This is a genomic window from Pseudomonas sp. 13B_2.1_Bac1 (genome assembly GCF_025466155.1).
GTDB classification, from domain to species: Bacteria; Pseudomonadota; Gammaproteobacteria; order Pseudomonadales; family Pseudomonadaceae; genus Aquipseudomonas; species Aquipseudomonas aylmerensis.
Genome location: NZ_JANLOH010000058.1, coordinates 91,667 through 104,745, shown reverse-complemented (window position 1 = coordinate 104,745; position 13,079 = coordinate 91,667). Strand labels below are relative to the sequence as shown.

The following is a 13,079-nucleotide window of genomic DNA, read 5'->3' as shown; positions in this document are numbered from 1 at the left end:
ACATTTTTTGCTTCGAGTATTCAAAAAGCTCATTCCCGCGCTTGACGATCTTTCGCCAATAGGTTTTGATTGCCTTCGTTATCTTTCGAAGCGAAACTTATCATCACCATGTCGAAACGAAATACACCCCAACGACGCCACAACATCCTGACCTTGCTCAATGAACAGGGCGAAGTCAGCGTGGACGAATTGGCGAAGCGTTTCGAAACGTCGGAAGTGACCATCCGCAAGGACCTCGCCGCCCTCGAAAGCAACGGCCTGCTGCTGCGCCGCTACGGTGGCGCGATCACCATGCCGCAGGAACTGGTCGGCGACGCCGCCCAACCCATCTCGGTTTACAAGCGCGCCATCGCGCGGGCCGCCGTGATGCGTTTGCGTGAGCACGCCCGCATCATCATCGACAGCGGCAGCACGACGGCGGCTATGATCCCCGAACTGGGCCACCAGCCCGGCCTGGTGGTGATGACCAACTCCCTGCACGTGGCCCGCGCCTTGAGCGAACTGGAACACGAGCCGGTGCTGCTGATGACCGGCGGCACCTGGGACCCGCATTCGGACTCATTCCAGGGCCAGGTTGCCGAGCAGGTGCTGCGGTCCTACGACTTTGACCAGTTGTTCATCGGCGCCGATGGCATCGACCTGGAACGCGGTACCACTACCTTCAACGAATTGTTGGGCCTGAGCCGCGTGATGGCCGAGGTCGCCCGTGAAGTGGTGGTGATGGTCGAATCCGACAAGATCGGCCGCAAGATTCCCAACCTGGAACTGCCCTGGAGCAGCGTCCATACCCTTATTACCGATGATCGCCTGCCGCTTGAGGCCCGCGACCAGATCCAAGCCCGCGGCATTACGCTGATATGCGCGGCAATCATCTAGGAGAAATACCATGTGTGGAATTGTAGGCGCAGTCGCTGAACGCAACGTCACCGCCATCCTGCTTGAAGGTCTCAAGCGCCTGGAATACCGCGGCTATGACAGCGCCGGTGTGGCAGTCTTCACCAACGCCGGCAAGCTTGAGCGCATGCGCCGCCCGGGCAAGGTCGCCGAGTTGGAGCAAGCCCTGCTCGGCGAGCCGCTGGTCGGTCGCCTGGGGATTGCCCACACCCGCTGGGCCACCCACGGTGCGCCGTGCGAACGCAATGCCCACCCGCACTTCTCCGGTGACCTGGCCGTAGTGCACAACGGCATCATCGAAAACCACGAAGTACTGCGCGAACAACTCAAGGGCCTCGGCTACGTGTTCACCTCGGACACCGATACCGAAGTCATCGCCCACCTGCTCAACCACAAGCTCAAGGACCACAGCGACCTGACCACCGCCCTCAAGGCCACGGTCAAGGAACTGCATGGCGCCTACGGCCTGGCGGTGATCAGCGCCAGCCAACCGGACCGTGTGGTTGCCGCTCGCAGTGGTAGCCCGCTGGTGATCGGCCTGGGCCTGGGTGAGAACTTCCTCGCGTCCGACCAACTGGCCCTGCGCCAGGTCACCGACCGCTTCATGTACCTGGAAGAAGGTGATATCGCCGACATCCGCCGTGAAAGCGTGTCGATCTGGGACGTCGACGGCAACCCCGTCGAGCGCGAAGCCGTGCAATACCGTGATGGCGCCGAAGCCGCCGACAAGGGCGAGTTCCGCCACTTCATGCTCAAGGAAATCCACGAGCAGCCTTCGGTGGTGCAGCGCACCCTGGAAGGTCGCCTGAGCCAGAACCAGGTGCTGGTCAACGCGTTCGGCCCGCAAGCCGCCGAGCTGTTCGCCAAAGTGCGCAATGTGCAGATCGTCGCCTGCGGCACCAGCTACCACGCCGGCATGGTTGCGCGTTACTGGCTCGAAGAGTTGGCCGGCATCCCGTGCCAGGTCGAAGTCGCCAGCGAATTCCGCTACCGCAAGGTGGTGGTGCAGCCTGACACCCTGTTCGTGACTATCTCCCAGTCCGGCGAAACCGCCGACACCCTGGCCGCCCTGCGCAACGCCAAGGAGTTGGGCTTCCTCGCGAGCCTGGCGATCTGCAATGTCAGCATCAGCTCGCTGGTGCGCGAATCCGACCTGACTCTGCTGACCCAGGCTGGTCGCGAAATCGGCGTGGCCTCCACCAAAGCCTTCACCACCCAACTGGTCGGCTTGTTGCTGCTCACCCTGTCCCTGGGCCAGGTTCGCGGCACATTGGCTGCCGGTGTCGAAGCCACCCTGGTAGAAGAACTGCGTCGCCTGCCGACCCGCCTGGGTGAAGCCCTGGCCATGGACAGCACAGTGGAAAAAGTCGCCGAACTGTTCGCCGACAAAAACCACACCCTGTTCCTCGGCCGTGGCGCGCAATACCCGGTGGCGATGGAAGGCTCGCTGAAGCTCAAGGAAATCTCCTACATCCACGCCGAAGCCTACCCGGCTGGCGAATTGAAGCACGGCCCACTGGCCCTGGTGGATGACGACATGCCGGTGGTGACCGTCGCGCCGAACAACGAGCTGTTGGAAAAGCTCAAATCCAACCTGCAGGAAGTGCGCGCCCGTGGCGGCCAGTTGATCGTGTTCGCCGATGAGAAAGCCGGCATGGTCAACGGTGAAGGCACCCACGTCATCAACATGCCGCACATCCACGACACCCTGTCGCCGATTCTCTACACCATCCCGTTGCAGCTGCTGTCGTACTACGTCGCCGTGCTCAAGGGCACCGACGTCGACCAGCCGCGCAACCTGGCGAAGTCGGTGACCGTGGAGTAAGCCGCCATACCCTGGAGGCCCGCCCGGGTCTCCAGGTCCCCGCGAAAGGACGCGATCTCGATGCACACGCCCTCCCAGATCCATCCACGTCTGCACAACCGCCGATTCACTGTCGCCAACAACGCCCAAGGGCTGTCGGGTACGGGTACGGTGTTTCATTACCTTGTCGAAGGGTGATGCCATCTCCGGCACCTACCAAGGCGGTCGCATCCGGCTGGGTACGCAAGTGGGACGCGTGACAGGCCCGGATACCATCGAGTTGCTGTATCAGTGCCTGACGCTGGACGGTCAGCTGCTGTCCGGTTGGTCGCGTGGGACGGTCGCTGTAGACCCTGTCGGACGCACTACGCTGAGCTTCGAGTGGGGCTGGTTGTCAGGTGCCGCTGGCGGTGGCGAGTCGAGCTACGTGGAGCTTTCCTCGGGTTAAGCACCTCTTGTCGGTTCTGTGGGCCAGTGCCCGTCGCGTGACGCCGTTTTCCCCCTAGAATGCGACCCTGTGGATAACTCAGCCAGGGAACGCCTTCACCATGAATATCGAACTGCTAATCGCCGGCATCGTTGCGCTGATCATTGTCGTGGGCGTCGTCGGCTGGATGGTGGGGGTCTACAACGGGCTGGTGATGCGGCGTAACGATGTGGACAAGGCTTTCGCCAACATCGACGTATTGCTCAAGCAGCGGGCCGATCAGATCCCGGACCTGATGCGCGTGGTCCAGACCGCCATGAACCATGAGAACGCGCTGTTCACCCGCCTGAGCGACGCGCGTACGCAATACCTCAACGCCAGCAGCCTCAACGACAAGGTCGACGCCTCCAACCAGCTCAATGCTGCGCTGAAGTCGGTGATAGCGGTGGCGGAGAATTACCCCGCGCTGATCTCGGGGCCCAACATGGTCGCGTTGCAGCAGGCGATCTCGGCGGTGGAGGAGCGGATTGCCGACCGGCGGGAGTTCTTCAATGAGTCGGTCAACCTCTACAACATCGCCATCGCAGTGTTTCCCGACCTGTTCTTTGCGCGAATGCTCAGTTACCAGCGTATTCCGTTGCTGGCCATCAGTGCAGAAGAAACCCGCTACGAAGGCGTGAAGCTCGAAGTGCCGGGCACATGAAGACCACCCAGGCTGGCACCATCAAGAAAAAGCAGGCATGGAAAACCCTGCTGGCGCTGCTGATACTCGCAGGCTTTATTGGCTTGATGGTATATGCGCCGAACATCCTGATCGCGTTGTTTTTCCCGACGTTGATCCTGCTCGGTCTGTTGGCCAGCTTCGGCCCCAATTTCTACAAGACGGAACAGCGGCTGGCCACCAGTCAGATCCGCTCGCTGGCGATGGGGTTGGTGGAACTGCGCGGCAAGGTGGTTGTGGATAAGCCGCTGGTGTCGCCGGTGTATGGCAAGCCCTGCGCGGGCTACGTGTTGATCATCGAAGACGGCAAGAAAGACGACGACGGGCACTGGAGCTGGAGCCGGGCTTCGGGCGAGGCGCGCTGCAATGACTTCAGCCTGCAGGACGCCAGCGGCGAAATCCGGGTGATTGCCGAGGGCATTGATCTGTTTGGCAACAAGTCGCCTGACGATTACGAGCCGATGGGCAGCTCCCGCCGCCAGGGTGAAATCCTACTGAGCCAGGACCTTGATGTGATGCTTATCGGCGATGCCTGCGAACGCGACGGCCTGCGCGTGATTGCCCAGGGCAAACAACCCAAGGCGGTGTTCGGCGTAGCGCTGACTCAGGATGTGGAAAACCGTCGGGTCCTCGCGCCGCTGTGGCGCGCCGGTGGCTTCTACGCGGCCGGCGTGGGGCTGATCGGCGTGGGCATCATGGCCCTCACGCCCGAACACATTGCCCAACTGCATTTGCCGGGGCCGGACACTTATCAACAGATGGCCGAGCTTGGCCCTGTGTATAAATTGCTGGCCTGGTTATATCGCGAGGGCGGTTTCCAGATTCCGTTCATGGCGGCGTTTGGCTTCTTCCTGGCGATGATCGTGGTGCTGATGGCGACCCGCCTGGTGCTGCCCAAGGGCATCCGCATGGCCGTGGGCCGGGTGTTGGGTGCGTGGACCGGGCTGGGCATGGTGATTGGCGGTGTGGTCACCTTGCTGCTGTTCGTGGCCCAGGTGGATACGCTGAAGTTGTTTCTGGTGTGGATGCTGATCTTGGTCGGCACCCTGGTGTTCTCGATCTTCGAGCAGCGCAAGCTGGGCGCGGCGTACAACCATTTTGCCAAACGCGTGGGCAAAGCCAGTTTCGGCGACGAAGACGCCTGATCAGGGCACAAATTCCACTTTTAGCCCGCGACTCGTGCTGCGCCCCTGATCATCACTGACCCGCAGCCGGTATTCTCCCGACTTGCCCGGTCGCCAATTCAGCGTGGATTGCGGCGGGCCCTGGCCGATCAGGGTCTGGTCGGCGAACCAGTACAGGGTCGCCGCATCGCTGGCGGCGTTGGCGTTCAGTGGGATGCTTTCCTGGGGCTGGGACAGGCGTAACTGGTAGCTCACCTGGGTCAGGGGCGAGCGAATCTGCGGCGCTTCGCTCTGGTCACTGAGGCGGTTGGGCTGGCAGTTTTTCATCACCGTGGGCGGCGTGCGGCGCGGCAGGCCGGCGGCGCGGTACAGGCGTTGTATGTCGCTGGGCCAGAACTCGAAGACTTCCTCGCGGGTGTACTGCGCCTCGAATGGCGGGCACGCGGCCTTGCCGGTGCGGGTGTCGATCAGCACCGGGCGGTGCAGGTTGGAGACGCGTATCGGTGAGACGCCGGGGATGTACCAGGTCTTGCGGGTCTGTGGACACCAGCGGTTGGGCAGCTCGCCGGAGGCTGCGCACACGTCGATGCGCACCAGCCCGGCGGGCGGCTTGTCAGGCTTGATCAGCACATTGGGCAAGGCCAGGGGCAGGGCGTCGGCGATACGGAAGAACAGTGGCGCGGCGGTTTTGGCGCCGATGAACGCCGGGTTCGGGCGCCCATCGAAGTTGCCCACCCACACCACCAGCACATACGGGCCGACCAAACCGGCACTCCAGGCATCGTGAAAGCCCCAGGAGGTGCCGGTTTTCCAGGTGGTGCGCCAATGGCGGCCGGGCAAGCCATCCGGACGCGGATTGCGGCGCAGCATGTCGCGCACCATAAACGCGGCCTGGGGGGTAAGCAGTTGCGCGCCGGTGGACTGCGGTTGCTCCTGCAGATAGCGCAATGGCCGTAGATGCCCATCGCCGGCCAACATTACATACAGCCCCGCGAGTTCTTCCGGGGTCATCTCGCCACCGCCGAGGGCCAAGGCCAGGCCGTAATGGCTTTCACCCCGCAGGCCCTTGATACCGGCCCGTTGCAACAAGCCATACAGCGAAGGTGACCTCACCTGGCTGGCCAGCCACACCGCCGGAATATTGCGACTACGGATCAAGGCATCCCGCGCCGTCAGCGGCCCGACAAAACTGCCGTCGAAATTTTCCGGCTGGAAGTAGCCAAAATTACTCGGCAGATCTTTGAGGATGCTCATCGGATGAATCACGCCCTGATCCAGCGCCAGCCCATACAGGAACGGCTTGAGGGTCGAGCCCGGCGAGCGCCGCGCCAGCACGCCGTTGACCTGGCCATGCAGGCTTGTGGATAAGTAATCCGCCGAGCCCACCAGGGCCTTGACGCTCTGGTCGCGGCTGTCGATCAGGATCGCGGTGGCGTTCTCCACCCCGGTGCTGCGGCGCTCGGCGATAAAGCCGCTGATCAAGCGCTCCAGCAATTGCTGAAGTGGCAGGTTAAGGGTGCTGTTCAGCTCATTACCGGTCTGGGATGCCAGCAGTTGCTCGCTCAGGTGCGGTGCCAGAAACGGGATCTGCTGGCGGTTGCGCGCTTCCAGGGGCAGGTCGAGCAAACTGGCGTTGCGCGCGTCCTGTGGATAAGTTTCGCGCCAGTCGGCCATCAGCCTCAGCCGCGCGTTTTGCAGCGACGGCCCGAAGCGCGCGCGCCGCCCCGGTTGCTGGGGGATCACCGCCAACGCCAGGGCTTCGGACAGTGACAACTGCGCCGCCGACTTGCCGAAATAAATCCGGCTGGCCGCCTCGGCGCCTTCAATATTGCCGCCCATCGGTGCCAGGTTCAGGTAAGCCTCGAGGATGTCGTGCTTGCTGTAGCGCGCTTCCAGCCACAGGGCCAAGGCGATCTGCTGCAGTTTGCCCGGTACTTGCCGGGTGTTGAGATCCCACAGGCGCCGCGCCAGTTGCATGCTCAACGTCGAGCCGCCCTGGCGCTGGCCACCGGTGTAGGTCGCCATGGCCGCACGCAGCAACGCCGGAGGATTGACCCCCGGGTGCCAGTAGAAATTACGGTCTTCCTTGAGCAGCAGGGCCTCGACCAATGACGGTGACATGCGCTCCAGCGGCAGCCATAAACGGTATTGGCCGTCCTGCGCGAGGGTCATGCGCAACAGCGAGCCGTCGTCGGCCAACACCACCCGTGACGAGGTCACGGCCAGCTCCAGCGGGGCATGGGGCCACAGCCGCAACCCCGCCAGCACCACCGCCGCTGCCAGCAGCGGCGTCAGGCGTTTAAGGCTTGGTAATTTCAAGCTGGCCTACTTTGCCGCGCCCTTGCAGGGTGGTTTCGTACATGCCTTCGGCGTAGGCCGGAGGTGTATTGAAGGTGCCTGCGTTGGTGGCGCGCACACGGTAAACGAAAGTACCTACGTCGCGCAGCGCAGTGCCGTACAACACCACCCGATCATCGCGGACATCCACGTACTCCGGCTGCCAGTTACTCAGCTCGGTTTCGCCGATCGGTGCCTGCCAGGTGTCGGCCTCTTCGTCGCTGGCTTCCACGTACTCGGATTCCTCTCCTTCACTTTCCTCGGCACTGGCGGCTTCCGGCTCCGGCGGCAAGTTATACACAGGCTCGACGCCACCCGGCAGCAAGTCGACCACGGCGACTTGCTGCACTTGGTCACGGTCGGTGGCGCGCAGGCGCAAGCGCACCAGGAACTCGTCGCCTACCGCCACTTTGCTCACCGGCTCGCCCTTGAGGTCGAGGTATTCGTGGATGATCTCCAGGCCATTGGTGATTGGCTTGAGCTTGGCGCCCTTGTCGAAACCGGCCTCGCTGAGCATGTAGAACGCCGCCGGGCCGTCGGATTTTTCCATTACCAGCTTTTGCGTGGCACCCGGCACGGCAGCGCGTGGCGGCTGGCCAGCCATTTCCAGCAGTTGTTGCTGCTTGTCGCCCAGCCAGGCGGTGGCCTTGAGGGTCATGTCGCTTTGCGCGCGCTGGCCATAGTTGTCCAGAGCGCGCAGCAACAGGGCGGCCGACAGCGAGTTGTAACGTTGCTCGTTGAGGCGCTTGCCGAGCTTATCCAGCAACGCCACCGGCACATCGTCCAGCAGTTCGGGGAAGTGCCGCGCCAGCAGATGCAGATGCTCGGCGTCATGCACCAGTGGGTCGTAGTACAGACCATCGCTTTCCCACTTATCCACAAGCGAACGCCATGGGATCTTGCGGAACAACGTATCGGCCTGGCGATCCTGCTTGAGCAGCTTGTAACTGGCGGCCAGGTAAGCGGCGCCGAGGTCGTTCTGCCAGGTGTCCTTGAAGTAGCTTTCGTAGCGTTCGCGGATATCGCTCAAGGCGCCGCTGACGAGAATCCCCTGACGGCTCAGCAGGTAACTGGCGTAGGCACGGTTGCGCAATTCCGACAGGCCTTCGCTCGGGCCGTTGGCCAGGTCTGTCAGATAGGCATTCGAGCGCACCAGCAGGTCTTCGGGCACCGGCAGCCCACGCTCCCGGGCTTCGATCAGGAAGTCGGTGGCGTACAGGCTGGCATACGGCGCCACGTCCGGGTTGGCCGCCCACAAACCGAAGCCGCCGGCCTGGTTCTGGCGCTGGCGCAGCATGCGTACCGCGCTGCCGAAGGCCTGTTCGGCCTCTGGTGCATTGCCGCCCCAGATCAATGCCGGCATGGCCTTGGACACCAGTTGCTCGGTGCAGGCATAGCCGTAGTCATCCAGGTAATGCTTGAGGCCGTTGGCCCACACCAATGGCGAGGCCGCCACACCCAGTTGCACGTCGCGCAATTGACTGAACAGTTCGCGGGTGGGCTTGAGCTCTTTGCTGGCGCTGTCGAAGCGGCCCAGGCTCAGGGCCACGCGATGCTCGCTCAGAGGGCGGATCGAGGTGGTTTCGGCGACCTGGATACGTTTGCCATCCGGCAGCACCGCGACAAAACGCAGGTCCGCCGAACCGAGGGTGTCGCCGACCTTGATCTTGAACTCGGCGGTGCCTTCCTTGCGCGGTTGCAGGGACAAGGTGCTGCCCTTGTCGCCCTGTACCACCAGGCCGGCGCTGGTCTGCACTTCAAACTTCACGTCCGCCGCCGCGTCGAGGTTACTGAACACCCCGGCACTGACGTTGAACACATCGCCCGGCGCCACGAAGGCCGGCACGTTCGGCGTGATCACAATCGGCCCGCGCACCTCGGTGTTGGCCTCGCTGACGCCGACGCTGTCGGCATCCACCGCCACCGCAAACAGGTGCAACTTGCCGTTGAAGCTGTCCGGCACCTGGTAATGCAGCACGGTTTCACCCGCCGGCAGGTCCACCAGGCCCGACCACCAGGCCACTGGCGGCTGGTGTTTGCGCTTGAACGGGTTGAGGTGGTTGGCCAGGGCGCCTTCGGTATCGCCACCCGGCGCTGCCCCACTGAGCAGGCGGCTGAATTCCGGCAGGATCAGGTCAAGGATCTGACTGGTGCCGACCTCCAGCGCCCGCTTCTGGAAGAAAAAGCCAAGCGGGTCCGGCGTCTGGTAGCGCGCCACTTGCAGGATGCCTTCGTCCACCGCGTACACCACCGCGCGGCCCGGACGGTCGGCGTTGACCTTGATGTCCAGGGTCTGCCCCGGTTCGATCTTCGCCGGGCCTTCGACCTTTAGTGCCATGCGCCGCGCATCCAGGTTGATGCTGAAGGGCACCACGCCGTAGGACAGCGGGCTCATATAGACCTCGGACGAACCGATGTCCCGCACGAACTGCACGTTGACGTAGGCATTGCCCTCAAGCCCTGCCGGAACGCGGATATGTTGCACGCTGTTGGTGCTGTCGGCCTTGAACCACTGCTGGGTGTAGACCTTGTCGCGCTCGATGGTGATCAAGCCGGCGCCGGTGTAGGGCGCGCGGATGCTGATCGCGATCTCATCGCCGGTGGCGTAGCTGCGTTTATCCAGGCGCAATTGCAGCTCGGCGTTGCGTTCCAGCGAGCGCGAAGTGTTGCCACGGCCGGCCACGCTGTAGTCGATCTGGTTGAGCAGGTTGCCGTTGGCGTCTTTGAGTTGCAGGGTGAAATCACCCGGCGTGCCGGTGTTCAAGGTCTGCTTGGCACCTTCCTGGGTCATCACCAGCGGTGAGGCAGGTTGGCTGATGTTCTTGATGCGCGACTCGTATTTGTAGGTGCCGTTGGACTGTTTCACCAGCACCGACACGTAGCGGTGCTCGACCACTTCGCTGGTCAGGCCGGCCACTGCCAGTGGCGTGAGGTCCGGCGCGACGGCCAGCCATTGCACCTGGCGTGGGGCGTCCTTGGCGACGTACGACAGCGAATCCTGACTTTTCACACCCACCAGGTAGGGCGCGGATGACACCAGCACGGCACTTTGCGCGGCCACGTTGCGGCCGCCTTCAGCCTCGAACACCTGGGTCATCACCTGCAGGCGATAGGTGCTGTTGGCGAAGCGTTGCAGGTTGAGGTCGAGCACAGCCTGGCCGTTGTCATCGACGGTGGTCTCGGCCAGGTCTTCGGTGCTGGCCTCCTCCAGGCCATCGTTGAGGCGGAAGCGGTAATCGGGGTAACGGTCGAAGGCCGCGAGCGTGGGGCTCAGGGACATTTTCGCGGTGACACGCCGACCGGATGCCGGGGCACCGAACAAGTGCATCGCAGTGACTTTGGCCACCACCTGGTCAGGTGGGATCCAGCCCTGCACCGGGGTGTCGTGCAGGCTCAGGCTGACCTTCATGCGGTCCGGCTCGAAGTCGCGGACTTTGAAGCTGACACTGCCCAGGTCGGTGCGGGTCTGCTTCTCGCCGATCAACTGCAAGGTCGCGGTGTAGTCGCCGGCGGGGGCCACTTCGCTGCTGGGGAAATCAAAGGTTTCAAAACCGCTGGCGGACAGCTTCAGCGGCTGGCGAATCACTTCCAGGCCACGCGGGTCGGTGATTTGCAGCTCCACCGGCAGGCCTTGCAGGGCGCCTTTCCAGTTGCCGCTGCGCACGATCATGCCCAGGTGCGCGGTTTCGCCGGGCCGGTACAGCCCACGGTCGGTGAACAGGTAGGCGCTGAGACGATCAACGGCACCGTCTTCTTCCAGACCACCTACGTCGAAGCGCGATAAATCCAGTTGTTGGGACTGACGGGCAATCGGCAGGAACGACTGGTCATTGCCGCGAGTGACCACATACATCAGCGGCGTTTTCTCACGGCGTAGTTCATCCAGTTTGGCGAAATGCACGTGGCCTTCGGCGTCGGTATGGCCGCTGCTCACCGGCAAACCGTTGCGGCCAATGATGTCGACTTGCGCATCCGCCACCGGCGAACCGCTGCCGATGGACTGCACGTACACATCATGGCTGCCGTCGCTGGAGCGCTTGGCGATGATGCCAAGGTCGGTCACCACGATAAAACGCAGATCGCTGGTGCTGCTGCGCTCGTACTCGAATGTGCGTGTTGCCGGGTCATCCTGCGGGCTGAGCTTGAGTACGAAAATGCCGCGACGGCCGCCATTGGCGGTGAGGTAGTGGCTGAGATCGACGTTGTCGTAGACGGTTTTCGCAGGATCCGAGGACGACAGCGGAATATCCAGTGCCTGACGCTCGACCATACGGTCGAAGTATTCGTTGCCGAAGTTAGGCCGCGCAAAGCTGCCGCTGCTCTGGTCCACCAGGTGTTGCAATTGGTTGGGCAGCAGGCGGGCGATTTCCACATGCGCGCCGGGTACGCCGCGAGCCATGAAGCCCAGGCGTTTTTCGCCATTGAGGCTGAGCAGCGCGCCGTCGGACAGGAACTGCAAGGTGCGCGGATACGCGGGCATGCTGAGCAGCGACGCTGTCGGATTTTTCGCCAGGTAGCCACCGATGGCTTCGAGGTTGGCGGGCACGCGCACATACACGGCGCGCCCGGCCGGGGCCTTGAATTTGAAGGCGTGCAGGGTGTTCAACGGTTCGACGCTGGGCACGTGGGTCAAGGTGATTTTGCTGCTGCGTGCGAGCAGGGCGTCGTCGATGTCGTTGCTGTTGTAGGGGCGCGTGTCGTCCTGGGCTTTTTCCGGCAACAGCCAGGCCTGCACCTTACCGGCGATGGTGTCATCGGCTACGGCGCTGGAGCTGCTGAACATCAGCACCGGCTCGGGCTCGCCACGCGCGTTATCCACAAAGCTGACGTCGGCGCCGGTAAAGGTCAGGCGGTAGCGGCCGGGCACGGTGACTTCCGCCACCAGCGCTGCGGCGCTGGCGTTACCGCCGTCGCGCGCCTTGATGCCTTCGTCGAGCTTGGCGCTGACCGGCGTGCTTTCCAGCGGTGTGGCCAGGGCGGCGGAGCGTACGTAGGCGTTGAGTTTTTTCTCGTCGAAGGTGATTTCCGGGCGGTTGGGCAATTGGGCGTCGCGGTAGGCCAGGCCTTTGCCGAGGGTCACCGAGACACGCTTGCGCAGGCTGTCTTCATCAACAGGGTGGGAAAAATGGAAGGTTGCCACCAGCTGTTTCAGCGTCGGGTTGGACGGGTCCTGGTACAGCTCGTTTTGCGCCAGGGTGGCGCGGAACGGTTGGGTGGAAAACTGGCTGCTGTATTGGCTGAGCAGCACGCCATCGGCCAGCAGGTTTTTCTTGGCCAGGTCGAGGGTGTAATGGGCGTCTACCGGCCAGTCCTTTTCCGGCACGAACAGCAAGGTGCGGTCATCGGACCAGCGCCAGGCACCGGCCACGGAGGGGTTCAGGGTGATGCCTTCGGTCACCGGCTTGCCAATGGCGGCCAGCGGAGCCACAGATTCGGCGAAGCGCACTTGCAGGTTATCCACAACCGGCGGCTGCTGGGTGTAGTCGGTCAGGTTGGGCTTGTGCAGCGAATACCCCACGGTGTGGGGCTGCGGCAGGTTGGAATACCAGTGCCAGCCGTAGAACCCTGCGGCCGCCAGCAACACCAGGCCCACTAGGCCGGCGCCGGCCTGACGCGGATAGGCACGCGCCTTGTGCCCCAGGTTCGCCACGCCACGGCCGATCGCACGGAGCCAGAGCGGCGGATGCCATTGGCCGAAAACGGCCCCCACCACAGTCAACAACACAGCGCTGATACGGCGGCTGATCGCTTTGAACGAATCGAACATGGTGA

General features: G+C 63.2%; 6 protein-coding genes and 1 pseudogene. 5 read left to right on the top strand and 2 right to left on the bottom strand.

What is annotated here, in order from left to right:
* The first annotated feature begins 108 nt into the window (after nt 1-108).
* The 5 genes and pseudogenes from NTD80_RS15925 (at nt 109) to NTD80_RS15905 (ending at nt 4,991) form a co-directional block, all read left to right on the top strand.
* The gene (locus NTD80_RS15925) at nt 109-876 is read left to right on the top strand and encodes a DeoR/GlpR family DNA-binding transcription regulator (protein WP_028618576.1); all 768 of its coding nucleotides are present in this window, start codon (nt 109-111) and stop codon (nt 874-876) included.
* Between the two features lie 10 nt (nt 877-886).
* Nucleotides 887-2,719 (top strand): glutamine--fructose-6-phosphate transaminase (isomerizing), encoded by a 1,833-nt coding sequence (gene glmS / locus NTD80_RS15920; RefSeq protein ID WP_065902670.1) that lies wholly within the window; start codon nt 887-889, stop codon nt 2,717-2,719.
* Nucleotides 2,720-2,779: 60 nt separating this feature from the next.
* Nucleotides 2,780-3,146: pseudogene (locus NTD80_RS15915) on the top strand (hypothetical protein).
* A gap of 100 nt (nt 3,147-3,246) precedes the next feature.
* Complete coding sequence (locus tag NTD80_RS15910) at nt 3,247-3,828, top strand: LemA family protein (RefSeq protein WP_106805580.1); 582 nt, start codon at nt 3,247-3,249, stop codon at nt 3,826-3,828.
* Nucleotides 3,825-4,991 carry a hypothetical protein gene (locus tag NTD80_RS15905; protein WP_262134254.1) on the top strand — a complete coding sequence of 389 codons (1,167 nt, stop codon included), beginning with the start codon at nt 3,825-3,827 and terminating at the stop codon, nt 4,989-4,991. Before NTD80_RS15910 ends, NTD80_RS15905 begins: the two co-directional genes overlap by 4 nt.
* Here the strand turns inward: NTD80_RS15905 and pbpC are convergent, their stop codons facing one another.
* A complete protein-coding gene (gene pbpC / locus NTD80_RS15900; RefSeq protein ID WP_262134253.1) occupies nt 4,992-7,289 on the bottom strand; it encodes a penicillin-binding protein 1C in 2,298 nt (765 codons plus the stop codon). It abuts the gene before it with no gap.
* Nucleotides 7,270-13,074, bottom strand: coding sequence for an alpha-2-macroglobulin (locus NTD80_RS15895; protein WP_262134252.1), 5,805 nt, complete (start codon nt 13,072-13,074; stop codon nt 7,270-7,272). The genes pbpC and NTD80_RS15895 overlap by 20 nt, the downstream gene beginning before the upstream one ends.
* Between the last annotated feature and the right edge of the window lie 5 nt (nt 13,075-13,079).